Origin of the sequence: Streptomyces muensis (genome assembly GCF_021474425.1) — a bacterium.
Taxonomy (GTDB): Bacteria; Actinomycetota; Actinomycetes; order Streptomycetales; family Streptomycetaceae; genus Streptomyces; species Streptomyces muensis.
Genome location: NZ_JAKEIP010000217.1, coordinates 1 through 15116, shown reverse-complemented (window position 1 = coordinate 15116; position 15116 = coordinate 1). Strand labels below are relative to the sequence as shown.

General features: G+C 69.9%; 13 protein-coding genes and 2 tRNA genes. 4 read left to right on the top strand and 11 right to left on the bottom strand.

Going from position 1 to position 15116, the window contains the following annotated elements; translation table 11 throughout:
- Nucleotides 1-957, top strand: a 957-nt coding sequence (locus L0P92_RS33840; protein WP_234766873.1) for an ABC transporter substrate-binding protein, incomplete at its 5' end; no start/stop codon positions are given.
- Between the two features lie 48 nt (nt 958-1005).
- Here the strand turns inward: L0P92_RS33840 and L0P92_RS33835 are convergent.
- The 4 genes from L0P92_RS33835 to L0P92_RS33820 all read right to left on the bottom strand — a co-directional run bounded on the left by L0P92_RS33835 (nt 1006) and on the right by L0P92_RS33820 (nt 6510).
- Nucleotides 1006-1079 (bottom strand) — tRNA-Met (locus tag L0P92_RS33835).
- 193 nt (nt 1080-1272) lie between these two features.
- Nucleotides 1273-3192, bottom strand: coding sequence for a tetratricopeptide repeat protein (locus L0P92_RS33830; protein WP_234766872.1), 1920 nt, complete (start codon nt 3190-3192; stop codon nt 1273-1275).
- A 228-nt stretch (nt 3193-3420) separates the two neighbouring features.
- Nucleotides 3421-3494, bottom strand: a tRNA-Met gene (locus tag L0P92_RS33825).
- A gap of 58 nt (nt 3495-3552) precedes the next feature.
- Nucleotides 3553-6510: a UPF0182 family membrane protein gene (locus L0P92_RS33820; RefSeq protein WP_234766874.1), complete on the bottom strand. Its 2958-nt coding sequence runs from the start codon at nt 6508-6510 to the stop codon at nt 3553-3555.
- Between the two features lie 164 nt (nt 6511-6674).
- On the opposite strand from L0P92_RS33820, the gene L0P92_RS33815 reads away from it, so the two are divergent.
- Entirely contained in the window at nt 6675-7217 is a 543-nt protein-coding gene (locus L0P92_RS33815; protein WP_234766871.1) for a PPA1309 family protein, read from the top strand.
- 116 nt (nt 7218-7333) lie between these two features.
- Here L0P92_RS33815 and L0P92_RS33810 read toward each other — a convergent pair whose 3' ends face one another.
- From L0P92_RS33810 to L0P92_RS33795, 4 genes are all read right to left on the bottom strand, one after another.
- Nucleotides 7334-8431, bottom strand: a complete 1098-nt coding sequence (locus L0P92_RS33810; protein WP_234766870.1) for a YlbL family protein — start codon at nt 8429-8431, stop codon at nt 7334-7336.
- 84 nt (nt 8432-8515) lie between these two features.
- Nucleotides 8516-8680, bottom strand: a complete 165-nt coding sequence (locus L0P92_RS33805; RefSeq protein ID WP_234766869.1) for a hypothetical protein — start codon at nt 8678-8680, stop codon at nt 8516-8518.
- A 195-nt stretch (nt 8681-8875) separates the two neighbouring features.
- Nucleotides 8876-9337 carry a molybdenum cofactor biosynthesis protein MoaE gene (locus L0P92_RS33800; protein ID WP_234766868.1) on the bottom strand — a complete coding sequence of 154 codons (462 nt, stop codon included), beginning with the start codon at nt 9335-9337 and terminating at the stop codon, nt 8876-8878.
- A gap of 124 nt (nt 9338-9461) precedes the next feature.
- Complete coding sequence (locus L0P92_RS33795) at nt 9462-10580, bottom strand: SDR family oxidoreductase (RefSeq protein ID WP_234766867.1); 1119 nt, start codon at nt 10578-10580, stop codon at nt 9462-9464.
- Between the two features lie 192 nt (nt 10581-10772).
- Between L0P92_RS33795 and L0P92_RS33790 the strand changes: the two genes are divergently transcribed.
- Both L0P92_RS33790 and L0P92_RS33785 read left to right on the top strand, forming a co-directional pair.
- Nucleotides 10773-12224 (top strand): zinc-dependent metalloprotease, encoded by a 1452-nt coding sequence (locus L0P92_RS33790; RefSeq protein WP_234766866.1) that lies wholly within the window; start codon nt 10773-10775, stop codon nt 12222-12224.
- Nucleotides 12221-12742, top strand: a complete 522-nt coding sequence (locus L0P92_RS33785) for an NUDIX hydrolase (RefSeq protein WP_234766865.1) — start codon at nt 12221-12223, stop codon at nt 12740-12742. Before L0P92_RS33790 ends, L0P92_RS33785 begins: the two co-directional genes overlap by 4 nt.
- Before the next feature lie 64 nt (nt 12743-12806).
- On the opposite strand, the gene L0P92_RS33780 is transcribed toward L0P92_RS33785, so the two are convergent.
- From L0P92_RS33780 to L0P92_RS33770, 3 genes are all read right to left on the bottom strand, one after another.
- Complete coding sequence (locus tag L0P92_RS33780; protein WP_234766864.1) at nt 12807-13562, bottom strand: AIM24 family protein; 756 nt, start codon at nt 13560-13562, stop codon at nt 12807-12809.
- A 17-nt stretch (nt 13563-13579) separates the two neighbouring features.
- Nucleotides 13580-14260, bottom strand: a complete 681-nt coding sequence (locus L0P92_RS33775) for an AIM24 family protein (protein WP_234766863.1) — start codon at nt 14258-14260, stop codon at nt 13580-13582.
- 11 nt (nt 14261-14271) lie between these two features.
- A partial coding sequence (locus L0P92_RS33770) for an AIM24 family protein (protein WP_234766862.1) occupies nt 14272-15116 on the bottom strand: 845 nt, incomplete at its 5' end.

The following is a 15116-nucleotide window of genomic DNA, read 5'->3' as shown; positions in this document are numbered from 1 at the left end:
GCCCGCTGCCTCCCCGGCTCCCCTCCCCCGCAACCGCTGACGGAGCCCCGCAAGCTGACGATCGCGACGGGAACACTGAGCGCCGAGTACGTGGCGCCCCTACAGGTCGCCCTCGACAAGGGCGAGTTCAAGAAGGAGGGCCTCGACGTCGAGCTCAAGGTCCTCCCGACCCCGGACGCACTGCCCCTGCTGGCCAAAGGGGACATCGACGCCCTGTGGGCGGCCCCGGAGGCGGCCGTCATGAACGGCATCAAAGGCGGCTTCGACATCAAGTGGGTCGCGGCGAACTTCTCCCCCGACCCCAGGTCGAAGAGCGGCCTGTGGGTGCGCCTGAAGGAGGGCGAGAGCGCCGACCACGTCGCCATGGCGGGCCGCAGGCTGGGCACGATGATCGGCAAGGGCTCGGTGATCGCGTACCCGATGGAGAAGGCGCTGGAGCAGCACGGCGGCGGCCTGGCCGACATCCAGTACCAGCAACTCGGCTCGGCCGACGTCCTCACGGCCCTGCAGAACGGTGGCGTCGACTCCGCCTGGCTCCTGGACCCGGTCTGGCGCAAGGTGGACGGCCGCCAGGGCTACGCCTTCCTCGGCGGCCAGCCCCAGGGCGAACCGCTGGGCGGCATGCTCTACGGCCGCACCCTGCTCCAGGACGACATCGACGCCGGCGTCGCACTCCTGAGGGCCTACATCCGCACGGTGAACTCGTACTTCGCCTCGGACTACAAGCAGGATGCGACCTTCGTCACATACCTCGCCAAACTCCTGAAGTCGGACCGGACCATCCTCCAGTCCACCCCATCCCTCCGCATGGACTGGGAAATCCGCTCCGGCACGACGACCCGGCTCCAGTCGGCCTACGAGGCCCAGGGCGTGGCAGAGGGAACCCCACTACCGGAGTCACAGACCGTGAAGCGCTCCCTGTACGAGGAGGCAGTGGGCCACGCACCCTCTCGGTAAACGCACCTGGGGCCGGAACCCTCACGGATTCCGGCCCCAGGCCTTCAGTAGCGGGGACAGGATTTGAACCTGCGACCTCTGGGTTATGAGCCCAGCGAGCTACCGAGCTGCTCCACCCCGCGTCGGTGAACGCAACACTACGTCAACAGTGCAGGCAGAGCAAATCGCTTACTTCCAGCCCGGCCAGGCACCTTNCCGAAGGCCGATGGGGGTCCAGGGGGCGCAGCCCCCTGGCGGGGTCGAAGGGGCGGAGCCCCTTCACAGGATGGGACGGGTAGGGGCGGCGGGGGCGAAAAGCCCGGCGCCACGACAAGGTCACGCCGACAACTCCTCCCGCAGAGCGTCCCGCAACCGCGCCGCCCGCTCCGCAACCTCCCGCGGCCCCGACACCACCGCCCGATCAGCCCACCGCTGCCCCTCCGCCAGCTCCCCCCGACGCGCGTAGACCAGAGCGAGCCGCAACGCCGACCGCCCATGCCCGGCTTCCGCCGCCCGCGTCCACCACACCGCCGCCTCCGGCTCACTCCCCTCCCGAGCCAACAGCAGCCCCAGATTGAACGCCCCGTTCCGCGACCCGGCCTCCGCGGCCTCCCGGTACCACCGAGCCGCCTCCACCACATCGCCCCGAGCCGCCGCGAGCATCCCCACCCGCACCTGCGCACGCCGATGCCCTTGCGAGGCCGCCCGCTCGTACCACTCCTCGCACTCCGTCTTCTCGTGCACCGTCTCCCCGAGCTCATGCGCGGGCTCCGGCGGCCGACGAGCGTCCAGCACGGTCGCCAGCCGATACGCCGCCTCGCCGCTCCCGGCCCCGGCTGCGCGCCGCAGATGCCGCTCGGCGGCGTGCTCGTCGCCGTCCCGCAGCCGCGCGATCCCGACCTGGAGCGCCGCCTCCGTGTGCCCGGCGGCCGCGGCACGCTCGTACCACCGCAGCGCGGCCCGCTCCTCGCCCCGCCCGGCGTGCAGGATCCCCAGGTTGAACGCGGCGTCCACGCTGCCGGCCTCCGCGGCCTTGGAGAACCACGGCTCGGCCCCCGTCGCGTCCCCGCCCTGGAGCAGCAGGATCGCGAGCGCGTTCGCGGCCTCGCGATGCCCGGCGTACGCCGCCCGCCGGTACCACTGCTCGGCCTGTGCGGTACGGCCCTGCTCGGCGCAGAGCAGCCCGAGGTTGTACGCGCCGTTCACATCGCCGGCGTCCATCGCGGCCCGGTACCAGCGCTCGGCGGTCTGCGTCTCGCCGCGCTCGGCGTGCAGCGCGCCCAGCGCGTTCGCGGCGTTGCCGTCGCCGTCCTGCGCGGCCCGCAGCCACCACACGGCGGCACTCTCGGTGTCGCCCGCGTCCCTCAGCAGGAACCCGAGCGCACAGGCGGCGCGCGCCTCCCCGTCCTTGGCGGACGTCAGGTACCAGCGCCCGGCCTCCTTGAGCTCCCCGCGCTTCTCGAGGATCGTCCCGAGGTGCAGCGCGGCCCTGCGGTGCCCGCGCGCGGCGGCCTGCCGGTACCACTGCGCGGCCTCGTCCAGCAGCGGCTCGCTCGACGCGACACCGTTGTCGGCCCCCTCCTCGCCCGTGCGTACCGCCTGCCGGTCCAGCGCACGCGCCAGCCGGTACGCCGCCTCCCGGTGCCCGCGCTCGGCCGCGGCCCGCATCCACTGCTCGGCCCCGTCGTCGCTGCGGTGCTCCAGCAGATCGGCGAGCGCGTAGGCGCCCAGCGCGTGTCCCTGCTCGGCGGACTGCCGCAGCCAGTACTCGGCGGCGGGCTCGTCGCCCCGCTCACGGTGATGGCGTCCCAGCGCGTGCGCGGCCGCGGCCGACCCCGCGACGGCGGCGATCCGCCACCATCCGGCGGCGTCGTCGGCATATCCGCGCTGGTGAAGAAGGACTCCCAGGTTGTTGGCCGCGGCCCGGTCGCCCGCGGCGGTGGCGGCACGCAGATGGGGCTCGGCTCCGTCGAGGTCGCCACGGCGCAGCAGCATGGCCCCGAGGACGCTCATCGCCTCCACGTCACCGGCCTCGGCGGCGAGCAGCTGCCGCGCCTCGTCGGCCGCCGCGCCGGTCTCGTCCGGGTCCGTCGGCCGGTCGAGGGCGAGCTCGCCCTCCGGCTGCGGGAAATCGCCCACCGGCTGCGAGGCACCGTCCGTCGGACGCGCCAAATCGCCCGTCGGCTGCACAAAGTCGGCAGGCCGCACAAACCGCCCTGTCTCCAACAGAGTTGCCTTGTCCCCCATAACGTCCATCGTCGCACCACCTGCAACCTGGGTACACCTGGTATACCGCAGCCAGTGAGGTCACTTCAGCGTTTTGTCGACATGCCCACAGAGAGACAAGTCAAACACAGTTCTCCCAACTCCCCACGGCGGCACGACCGTCCCTCTGCCCTGCACATGCGTTCGCACACCACGAAGGCCCGGATCCTCTGGAGGATCCGGGCCTTCGCTGTCGTACGAAATGTTCGCCGACTTCAGTAGCGGGGACAGGATTTGAACCTGCGACCTCTGGGTTATGAGCCCAGCGAGCTACCGAGCTGCTCCACCCCGCGCCGTTGTTCAGCAACCGTATCACGGCGCGGGGTGGGCTATTCGATCAACCGTCGGCCGCTATCCGCTGGTGGGACTGCCGGACGGGCTCGGACTCGAACTCGGGCTCGCGCCGCCGCCACTGCCGCCACCGTTGCCGCCGGTCTTGTCCGCCTGGGCCTGGGCGTCCTCGGCCCGCTTCAGCGCGTCCTCGAGGTCCTCCTGCGCCCGGCCGTACGCCTCCCAGTCGCCCTTCTTCAGGGCTTCCTGGCCGGCCTCGAAGGCCTTCTGGGCGTCGTTGAGCGCCTCCTGGACGTTCGGGTTGCTGGACGTCGGCGGAGGTGTCGTCCCGCCGCCGTCCTCGTCGCCCTCGTCCGGTGGCTCGGTGGTCGGGCCCTCGGCTCCGAAGACCTTGTTGAGCGCCTCCCCGAGGGTGTCCTCGAAGGCGGTGGTACCTCCGTAGGAGACCAACACCTTCCGCAGCAGCGGGTACTTCAGTCCGCCACCGCGTACGTAGACCGGCTCCACATAGAGCAGTCCGCCGTCCAGCGGGACCGCCAGCAGATTGCCGTACTCGACCTCCGAGTCGCCGCCTCTCAGCAGCCTGATGGTCTCGGCGATGTTCTGTTCGGAGTTGAACTGGCTCTGGACCTGACTGGGTCCGTTGACCGTGGTGTTGGTCGGCAGTTTCAGAACTCTGATCTTGCCGTAGTCACTGGTGCCCGCCTCGGCGTCGACGGCCATGAAGGCGCTGAGGTTGTCCCGGCCGTTCGGTGTGAACGTCGTCGTCAGCGAGAACGCCTGGGCCTGCTGATCGGGCATCTTCATGCTCAGGTAGTACGGCGGCACCGCGCTGCCCGACTTGTTGGTCGGGTCGTCCGGCACCTGCCAGACCTCGCTGCCGCTGAGGAACGTCGTCGCGTCCTTCACGTGGTAGCGGGTGAGCAGCTCGCGCTGGACCTTGAACAGGTCCTGCGGGTAGCGCAGATGGGCCATCAGCGACTTCGAGATCTCGCTCTTCGACTCCACCGTGCCGGGGAACGCCTTCATCCAGGTCTTCAGGACCGGATCCTTGGTGTCCCACTGGTAGAGCTTGACCTCGCCGGTGTAGGCGTCGACGGTCGCCTTCACCGAGTTGCGGATGTAGTTGACCTGGTTCTGCTGGGCCACGACCGCCCGCTGGTCGTTGGTCGCGGTCAGCGAGTCCGCCGTCGTGTCACCGAGGGTCGTGCGCGAGGAGTACGGGTAGCCGTTCGTCGTCGTGTACGCGTCGACGATCCACTGGATACGGCCGTCCACCACCGCCGGGTAGGCGTCGCCGTCGATGGTCAGCCACGGGGCGACCGCCTCGACGCGCTCCTTGGGCGTGCGGTTGTACAGGATGCGCGAACCGTCGCCGATCGCACCGGAGTACAGGATCTGCGGCTCGCCGAACGCCACCGCGTACGCGGCCCGGTTGACCGGGTTGGAGAGGCTGACGCCGCTGTCGGCCTTGTAGCTGTAGGTCTTCTCACCGCTGTCGTCGGAGTAGTCGATCTCCTTCTGGGGACCGCCGACGATCGAGTACATGGTGGTCTTCTCGCCGTAGTAGACCCGCTGCTCGTACGTCCCGAGGTCGCCCTTGGACGGCAGGTCGGACTCGGTGAAGTCCGGCCGGCCCTGGGAGTCGGCGTTGGTGCCCTCGGCGGCGACCACGCCGTAGCCGTGGGTGTAGCGGAAGTGGTCGTTGATCCAGTTCCGCTTCGGAATGCCGTTGAGATTGATCTCACGCAGACCGATGACCGTGTCCTGGTCCTTGCCGTCCTTGTTGTACCGGTCGACGTCCAGGTTGGTCGGGAACGCGTAGTAGTTCCTGATCTGCTGGAGCTGCTGGAAGGTCGGCGAGACGATGTTCGGGTCCATGATCCGGATGCTCGCCGTGGCATCCACGTCGTCGCGCAGCTGGGTCTTGTCCTCGGTCTTGCTGGTGCCCGGGTACTCGGTGACCTGGGTGCCGTCGATGCCGTACGCGTCGCGCGTCGCCTTGAGGTTCTTCTCGACGTACGGGGCTTCCTTGGCCTGCTCGTTGGGCTGGACCTGGAACTTCTGGACGATCGCCGGGTACAGGCCGCCGATCAGGATCGCCGAGAGCACCATCAGGCCGAAGCCGATGACGGGCAGCTGCCAGGTGCGCCGCCACAGGGTGGCGAAGAACAGCAGGGCGCAGATGACGGCGATGCAGAACAGGATCGTCTTGGCCGGCAGATAGGCGTTGGCGTCGACGTACCTGAGGCCCGTCCAGTTGTCGGTGGCCTTGAAGTCGCTGGACTTCACCGCGAGCCCGTACCGGTCGAGCCAGTAGGCGACCGCCTTCAGGGCGACGAAGATGCCGATGAGGACCGACAGATGACCGGTGGCCGCTGCGGTGGCACGGGCGCCCGGGCTGGTGATGCGCAGCCCGCCGTACAGGTAGTGGGTGAGCGCGGCGGCGATCACGGAGAGGATCGCGGCGGCGAAGCCGAAACCGAGCAGGAACCGGTACCAGGGCAGGTCGAAGGCGTAGAAGCCGACGTCGAGGTGGAACTGGGGGTCCTTCTCACCGAAGGGCACGCCGTTGACCCACATCAGCCAGGTGCGCCACTGGCTGGACGCGGAGGCGCCGGCGATCAGACCGACCAGGGCGGTGATCGCGAGCAGCAGCCACTTCTTGTACGGCGCGATGCCCATGCGGTAGCGGTCGAGGCTCTGCTGCTCCATCGACATGGCGCTCAGCGGCGGGCGCAGCCGGTGCGCCAGCCAGATGTTGAAGCCGACCGCGAGGGCCATCAGCAGACCGAAGACGAAGAAGAGTCCGATCTTCGTCCACAGCGTGGTCGTGAACACCGACGAGTAGTTCACGGACCGATACCAGAGCCAGTCCGTCCAGAAGCCCGCGAACATGGTGAAGGCCATGCCGAGGACGGCGAGGACGCCCAGTGTCATGAGCAGCGTCCGGACACGCCGGGACGGGCGGCCCACTCTGATCCGTGGCCCGGTCGGGCCTCCGCCGCGGTCCGGCATCTGGAAAGCCAAGGTTCGCACCCCGAGGTTCGCTGTTGATCCGTCAGGCCCGCGTCTTCGTGGACCCTCCGTGGCCCCCCGTGATCGCGGGCCCACACCTATGCAACTTACTCACCGTTTACTCAGTTCCCGATTCCGCCCAGGAACGAGAGAGGATTGTGACCATGTCCAACACTCCCATGGCGGCGAGCCCGCTCACCCGGGCCGTTCTCGAGATCGACGAGTACGCCTCCGGCCTCGGCTGGGACCAGCCCGCCCGCCTCTTCGCCCTCGTAGACACCGCACGGCTGCGGGCCCAGGAACCCGGCCTTGCCGCCCAGCTCGGCCTGGGGGACGAGCAGGAGTCCTCCGGCCTGACCCCGATCGAGCAGGACGAGATTGAAACGGGCAAGGCGCTCGATGAGTTCCTCGGCACCATCGCCTGGCCCGACGCGGTGGTCGGCTGCGCGCTCACCGTCGAGCGTCTCATGCTGCCCCCGTCCGCCGAGGCGCAGGTCCCGCAGGGCCTGAGTGACGCCAAGCTCGCGAAGTGGGTGGCGGACCACCCCGACCGCCAGGAGGTCCGCATGACGGTCGCGGTGCTGCGCGACGGCGCCCGCGAATCGGCCCTGCGCCTGCGCGAGAAGGACACCCCGACCGAGGTCCTCACCGGCCCGGACCTGATCCCGGGTCTGGCGGAGGCGCTGGCGGCGACGTTCGAGGACTGAGTTCTTCCGGTACGACGTCGGAGCTCGTGGGGCGGTGGGACGCCCTTGGCTACGGCAGTGGGGGCGCCCTTGGGTTTGAAGGGCGCCCCCACTGCCTTGTGCTCAAGGCCTCTCGCTCAGCTCTTGGCCGTGCACTTCGGCAGGCCGGCGGTGTCGCCGGAGCGGATGTCCTTCAGGGCACCGAGGGCGTCGTCGATGGTGCCGACCTTGACCAGGGTGAGCCCGTCGGGGACGTCCCTGGCGGCGGTCGCGCAGTTGTCGGCCGGTGTGAGGAAGTACTGGGCGCCCTTGTCGCGGGCGGCGATGGTCTTCATCTCGATGCCGCCGATGGGCCCGACCTTGCCCTCGTCGTCGATGGTTCCGGTGCCGGCGACGAACTTGCCCCCGGTGAGGTCGCCCGGGGTGAGCTTGTCGTAGAGCCCGAGCGCGAACATGAGGCCGGCGCTGGGGCCGCCGACGTCGGCGAGCTTGATGTCGATGGTGAACGGGAAGGTGTGGTCGGTCCCGGCGGAGATCCCGACGATGGCGCGCTTCTCGCCGCTGTCGTCGGACTGCGCGGTCCTGATGGTGACCTTCTCGGTCTTCGTCGGCGTCCTGCGCTCCTTCTCCGCGGCCGCCTGCTCCTTGGCCGGCACGATCGTGAAGACGACGTCCTCGCCGGGCTTGTGCTTGGTCACCAGCTTGGCGACGTCGCCGGGTTCCTTCACCGCCGTTTCGTCGACGCTCTTGATGACGTCACCGGCGTGGAGCCTGCCCTCGGCCGGCGTGCCCTTGACGACGGTCGAGACGATCACCCAGCTCTGCACCGGGATGTCCAGCGCCTCCAGGGCGGCGACCTTGGCGCTCTCCTGGGACTGGCTGAACTCCTCGGCGTTCTCCTGGGTGGACTGCTCCTCGGTCTTGCCGTCCGGGTAGAGGGTGTCGTGCGGCACGACCTTGTTGTCGTGCGCGAGCCATCCGTAGACGGCCTCCACCAGGTTCATCTTGTAGTCGGCGCCGGTGACCCGGACGGTCGTCATGTTGAGGTGTCCGGAGGCCGGGTAGGTCTTGTGGCCGGAGATCTGCAGCACCGGCTCGCCGTCATGATCGCCGAGCGTGTTCACCGTCGGCCCCGGGGACATCTCCGCGTACGGCACGGGGATGAAGACTCCCGCGCACAGGAGCGCGATCAGCATCAGGGTGGAGGCGAGCATCGTCGCGGTGCGGCGTGGCATGCCACGACAGTACGTGACAGTCCTGTCAGTGCCCCGTCAGGGCCGTCTGACCGTGCTCCGTCAGGGCCGCGCCGGTCCCCGTGATCATGTGCGGGATGAGGGCTTCTCCATGGCCGCTCGGAAACGGGCATAGCCGTCGAGCTCCGGCCCGTCACCCCGCGTCTTGCGGGTGCGGTTGGCCCAGCTTCCCCACAGACCGGCACAGACCGCAGCCACAAGCGGAATCAGCAACCAGGCGAGCGCCGCCATGCCGTCCTCCTGTCCCCATTGAGCGACCGCAAACTGACTGATCAGCAGATTAACCACTGGCACTGACAACGCTCATGCCAGGGGTGCGGTTACGCAACCCGGGTGGGGTGGACGGGTGCTGCGAGCCTGTTCCGGCACGCCTGTTGGGCGGGGCTGTTCGGCCACCTGTCGGGGCGGCTCTGTCGGGTGACGCGCTCAGCAGGCGCCGACCCACTCCTCCGTCCCGTCGGAGAACTTCTGGTGCTTCCAGATGGGCACCTCGTGCTTGAGGTCGTCGATCAGCTTGCGGCAGGCCTCGAAGGCCTCGCCGCGATGGGGGCAGGAGACGGCCACGACGACGGCGAGATCCCCGACCCTCAGGTCCCCTACGCGGTGCACGGCCGCGAGCGCCCGCACCGGGTACTCGGCGACGACCTTCTCGGCGACCCGCCGCATCTCGGCCTCGGCGCTGGGGTGGCAGGAGTAGCCGAGCTCGTCGACGTCGGCACCCCCATCGTGGTTGCGCACGGTCCCCACGAACAAGGCGGTCCCCCCGGCGGCGTCGTCCCCGACGGCCCGGAAGACCTCGTCCAGGGAGAGGGCCGTCTCACGGATGCCGATGAGCTTGACGGGGTCCTGAGCGCCCTGCTCACCGGGGTGATCGTTGGTAGGTGCCATGGCCCCATCGTGCCCCACGCGCGTGGGGACGGGAAATAGCGTCATCGCCCGGCACACGCGCGTACGGGTTTGGAGCCTCCTACATGCGCGGGGCTCCTGCCCGCCGTCGCGGGGCCGCACCCGCTCAGATCCGCCGTCGCGCCTTCCGGGCCCGCCGCACCACGGCCGCGGCGCCCAGCAGGGCCACCGTCGCTCCCGCCGCACCGGCCGCCGTCGCGTCCTTGCGCCCGAGCCGCCGCCCGGCGACGGTGTGCCGGCCGGAGACCTCTTCCAGCAGCTCCGCGAGCACTTCCTCATTGGTCCACTGCGGCCGCCACCCCGCGTCATGGAGCCGGCTCCCGCTCACCACCCAGGGATACATCGTGTAGGCCAGGTCGCCGGCCGGAGAGGGGGTCAGTCCGATCCGGTGCAGCCGGGCCGCGGCGCCCAGCGCGACCGCCGACGGCAGCTCCATGCGCCGGATGCCGCTGAGCTCCTCGACCTCCTCCTGCTCCAGCCACCCGTCGCATCCGACGGCGAGATCTCCGTCGACCTTCTCCAGGACGGCGTACTCCAGGGCACTGCACAGATCCTCGACATGGCAGAACTGCCAGGCGGGCCGCGAACCGGCGACGACCAGCAGCCGAGGTGACTCGAAGTACCTGGTCAGCGCGGTGTCGGTGCCACCGACCAGGACCGCGGGCCGAACGACGGTGACATTGAGTCCGGGGTGGGCCCGCGGCGCCCTTCGCGCGAGGCGCTCGATCTCCAGCAGGTCCCCGACCCCGGTGGCCTCCGCCGTGGCCCGCAGCTCGGCGTCCTCGGACAGCGGCAGCTCGTTGTCCGGCAGCGCGCCGTAGACCATCGCGGAGGTGCACAGCACGACCCGGTGGATCCCGGCCGCCGCCGCGGCCGTCAGCACGGTCTGCGTCCCTCGAACGTTGTATGCCGTCCGGGCGGCGGGATCGGTCTCCAGATCGAGGTCGAGCGCCAGGTGGACGACGACGTCGGCGCCCCGCAGCTTGTCCGCGATGGCCGGATCCCGCACGTCCAGGATGTGCCACTGCGCCGCCGCGCACTCACCGCGCCGCTCGTCGATGGCGATGACCTGCTTGACCTCGTCGGACGCGACGAGCCGCTCCGTGAGCAGCGCGCCGATGCCGGACGCGGCACCGGTCACCGCGACGACGGGACCGCGCACACCGCGCGCGGATGGGGTTGACTGGTTTCGCGCTGCGCGAACCTGCGGATCAGGGGAACTCACCGGGCGTCTCCAGCGGTTGTCTTCAGTACGAGCGCGAGTGACGCGTACGTACCAGGTGGCATCCATCCTGCCGCAGGCCAAGAGTCGGCGAAGCACCGAGGCCCGATCGGCTCGCGGTGTCTACGCTGGGTGGTGTTATCGGGCAGCCGCGCCGCCGGTGCCAGCCGGTGGCCTTACCAGCCGAGGAATCCCGTGAGTGACACCCCATTCGGATTCGGCCTTCCGCCGGAGGAGCCGGACGACGGCGACGAGGGCAAGAAGAAGGACCAGCAGAGCGGTGGTGGTCAGGGTCCGGCCAACCCGTTCGGTTTCGGCGGGCTGCCCGGTGCCGGGGGCTTGGGCGGCCCCGGCGCGGACAATCCGTTCGCTGCCATGTTCGGTTCGCTGAACCCCACCGACCTGGGAGCCGCGTTCCAGCAGCTGGGGCAGATGCTCTCCTATGAGGGCGGCCCGGTGAACTGGGACATGGCCAAGCAGATCGCCCGCCAGACCGTCTCCCAGGGCACCGCGGACGGCACCAAGGACGCGAGCGTCGGCCCCGCCGAGCGCACCGCCGTCCAGGAGGCCGTTCGCCTGGCCGACCTGTGGCTCGACGACGCGACGTCCCTGCCGTCCGGCGCGGGCTCCGCGGTGGCGTGGTCCCGCGCGGAGTGGGTCGAGGCGACGCTGCCCGCGTGGCAGGAGCTCGTCGACCCGGTCGCCGAGCGCGTCGGCACCGCGATGGGCGACGTCCTGCCGGAGGAGATGCAGGCCATGGCCGGCCCGCTGATCGGCATGATGCGCTCGATGGGCGGCGCCATGTTCGGTACGCAGATCGGACAGGCCGTCGGTGTGCTCGCGGGCGAGGTCATGGGGTCCACCGACATCGGTCTGCCGCTCGGACCGGTCGGCAAGGCCGCGCTGCTGCCGATCAACATCGAGACGTTCGGCAAGGACCTGGGCGTGCCGAAGGAGGAGGTGCGGCTGTATCTCGCCCTGCGCGAGGCCGCCCACCAGCGCCTGTTCGCGCATGTGCCGTGGCTTCGCTCGCACCTGTTCGGCGCGGTCGACGGGTACGCGCGCGGGATCAAGGTCGACACCGCCAAGCTGGAGGACGTGGTCGGCCAGTTCGACCCGCAGAACCCGGAGCAGCTCCAGGACGCCCTCCAGCAGGGCATGTTCCAGCCGGAGGACACCCCGGAGCAGAAGGCCGCCCTGGCCCGTCTGGAGACGGCTCTGGCGCTCGTCGAGGGCTGGGTGGACGCGGTGGTGCACGCCGCCGCGAAGCCGCGCCTGTCGTCCGCGGACGCGCTGCGTGAGACGCTGCGCCGGCGCCGTGCCTCGGGTGGTCCCGCTGAGCAGACGTTCGCCACGCTGATCGGCCTGGAGCTGCGCCCGCGCCGCCTGCGGGACGCCTCCCGGCTGTGGGCCTCGCTCACGGACGCGCGCGGTGTCGACGGCCGTGACGCCCTGTGGCACCACCCGGACATGCTGCCGACGGCCACCGACCTGGACGACCCCGACGGCTTCGTGCACCGTGAGCAGATCGACTTCTCCGAGCTGGACAAGATGCTCGGCGAGGCGGCGGGCGGCTCCAGCGGGAAGCCGGACCTGAAGAAGGGCGACGCCACCGAGGACGACTCCAAGGGCGACGAGACCGAGTGAGCCTGTACGACGACGCGGTCCTCGTGCTGAAGGGTTACGAGGACCAGGGAGACCTGCGCCAGGCCTACCTGGACCATCTCGCCGCTCATCCGGACGGCATGTGGAAAGCCTGCGAGGCCGGGCACATCACGGCGAGTGCCTTGGTGATCGACCCGTCTCGCGAGCGTGTGCTGCTGACCCTCCACAAGAAGCTGCGTATGTGGCTGCAGATGGGCGGTCACTGCGAGGCGCAGGACTCCTCCCTGACGGCCGCGGCCCTGCGCGAGGCCACGGAGGAGTCCGGCATCACCGGCCTGTCGCTGCTGCCGGGCGGCCCGGTGCGGCTCGACCGGCATCCGATCCCGGCGCCCTGCAACTGGCACTTCGACGTGCAATACGCCGTTCTGGCGCCGCCGGACGCCGAGCATGCGATCAGCGACGAGTCGTTGGACGTGCGCTGGTTCGCCTACGACGAGGTGGCGGACGTGGCCGACGAGTCCGTCGTACGACTGCTGGAGGCGACGCGGGCGCGGCTGTGACCTTCGCGCATGCGTAAGGGGCGACTGCCATGGCGGTCGCCCCTTACGTCTGTTCTCCGGACGGTCAGCTCCAGACGTTGCCCTGGTTCTGCCCCCGGGCCCCCTGCTGCCCCATGCCGTACTGGGCGGCGAGGCCGGAGCCGATCTGGGCGTTCTGCGGCGGCAGCAGCTCGCTGGGCTGCACGATCGCGTAGCCGCTGCCCATGAAGCTGAGCTCCCAGCCCTCACCGGTGTTGCCACGGCGCCGCCACACCCCCGAGGAGTGCGTCTGGGACTGCATCTGCACGCGCAGGCTGGTCGACCAGGCGACGATCGCGTCGGCGTCGCAGTTGACGTACTTGTCGGGCGTCACCTGCATCATCAGCGGCATGCCGGAGGTCATGAGGGCGACCTTGCCACGGCCGGTGATGTTGAGCTGGTACTTCCCGGAGCCGGAGATGCCGTAGAGGCTGTCCACGGCGATGACCTCGTGATGCAGCGAGGAGTCCATCGCCAGCACATAGCTGCTGTCGACGGTCAGCCCGTCCTGCTCCACGTCCACCAGGTGCACGTGCTGCTTGAGGTTGGCGAGGTAGACCGTGCCCTGCCCGTGGCAGCGCATCAGGTCGAGGCCCTCACCGGTGCGGGCACGCGCGCGTCCCTGCTGGTTGCTCTGGTATTCGGCGTCGAACTCGACCAGGCCCTGGTAGGCGACCATCGTGCCCTTGCGGGCGAGGATGTCGTCGTGGCCCTCCAGGGCGACGCGGAGCATCTGCTTGTTCTGCAGGCTCCAGCGGTCCTGGGTCTGCTGGTCGTTGTAGGCGAAAAGCGGACTCTGCATGGCGTTCTGGCTCCCCCTCAGCCCCGGACCCGGAGACGGTCGGTGCTGTCCTCGCTGGGCTGGACGACGACGATGCCCTGGCCGGAGAAGGCCATCTGGTAGGCCTCGCCGCTGCCCCGGCCGATGAGCGACTGCGCCTTGAAGCTGCGCTTGCCCTTCACCTTGAGGTTGGGCGACCAGGCGACGAGCGCGTCGGGGTCGACGTACGTCTCGTCCTCGCCACCGCCACAGTCCACGACGATCGGCTTGCCCCGGGAGGTCAGCGCGACCCAGCCCTGCCCGGAGATCTTGGTGTTCCACAGGCCCTGTCCGGCGAACTTCGCCAGGCCCTTCACCCGCTCGACGCCCCACGTCAGATGCGCGTCGAAGGCGAGCAGGTTGGTGGCGTTGACGGAGATCCCGTCGCCGTTGAGGTTGATGACGACGACGTTGGCGCCGTAGTCGGCGAGGTAGAGCAGTCCGTCGCCGGAGCACTTCATCAGGGGCGCGCCCTCACCGGTCATCCAGTCCTTGGCGATCTGGCGGACGGCCGGCGGGTTGGGCTCGTACTGGACGAAGCCCTCGTAGGCGACCATCGAGCCCACGCGCGCGAAGAGGTCGTTCCCGGTCTGCATGGCGATCTTCGCCATGTGGTTGCCGTGGTTCTCCATGCGGGCGGAGACGGGTGCGGGGGCGAAGCCCGCGAGTGGCTGGTTCATGACGGGCTCCCTCAGATCTCGTACGGCTGGACGACGATGAAGTTGCCGGGAGCGGCCCGGAACTGGAGGTTGACGCTCTCTCCGGTGTCGCCGGGGTAGGCGTTGCGACGCATGCGTACCTGGCTGGAGACGATCACCTGGGCCGCGGACGACCAGGCGACCACGGCGTTGGCGTCGGCGAACGTCGTGGGCGTGACCGGGAGCACCACGGGCGTGCCGTGCGTCTTCACGACGATCGTGCCGGTGCCGGTGAACTGCATCGTGAACAGCGCGCCGCCGGGGATGCCGTGGCCCTCGATGCGACGGACCTCGTACTGAAGGCTCTCGTCGAAGGCGAGGACGTTCTCCGCGGAGACGCAGATGCCGTCGCCCTGGAGCTCGATGGGGTGCAGCATCGTGGAGTTCTCGGCGAGGAACACCTGGCCCTGGCCGGTACAGCGCATCAGCTGCATCTCCTGGCCGGTCGCGTTGCCCACGATCCGGCCGGAGAATCCGGCGCCCTTGTAACTGAAGTCGACCTTGCCCTGGTAGAGCACCATGCTGCCCTGTCGGGCGAGCACGGGCTGGCCGCCGATGCCGAGGTCGACGCGGACCAGCTTCTTGTTCTGCTGCGTCCAGCGCTGGCCGGTGGGCGTCTCCTTGAACTGCTGGAGCGCGGCGGCCACACCGGGGCCCTGGGGGGCACCCTGAGGAGCGCCCTGAGGCGGTGCTCCGTACGGCGCCTGCTGGCCCGGGACCTGCCCGTAGGGGGGCTGCTGACCGTAACCCGGAGGCGGGGTCGGCTGGCCGTAACCGGGCGGCGAGGCGGGGGCCTGGGGCGCCTGCGGTGCTTGGGGCGCCTGGGGGTAGCCGTAGC

Bases quoted from the DNA above. Each gene is read 5' to 3' on its own strand.
- L0P92_RS33830 (WP_234766872.1), bottom strand. From the start codon at position 3,192: ATGGACGTTATGGGGGACAAGGCAACTCTGTTGGAGACAGGGCGGTTT.
- L0P92_RS33820 (WP_234766874.1), bottom strand. From the start codon at position 6,510: ATGCCGGACCGCGGCGGAGGCCCGACCGGGCCACGGATCAGAGTGGGC.
- L0P92_RS33815 (WP_234766871.1), top strand. From the start codon at position 6,675: ATGTCCAACACTCCCATGGCGGCGAGCCCGCTCACCCGGGCCGTTCTC.
- L0P92_RS33810 (WP_234766870.1), bottom strand. From the start codon at position 8,431: ATGCCACGCCGCACCGCGACGATGCTCGCCTCCACCCTGATGCTGATC.
- L0P92_RS33805 (WP_234766869.1), bottom strand. From the start codon at position 8,680: ATGGCGGCGCTCGCCTGGTTGCTGATTCCGCTTGTGGCTGCGGTCTGT.
- L0P92_RS33800 (WP_234766868.1), bottom strand. From the start codon at position 9,337: ATGGCACCTACCAACGATCACCCCGGTGAGCAGGGCGCTCAGGACCCC.
- L0P92_RS33780 (WP_234766864.1), bottom strand. From the start codon at position 13,562: ATGCAGAGTCCGCTTTTCGCCTACAACGACCAGCAGACCCAGGACCGC.
- L0P92_RS33775 (WP_234766863.1), bottom strand. From the start codon at position 14,260: ATGAACCAGCCACTCGCGGGCTTCGCCCCCGCACCCGTCTCCGCCCGC.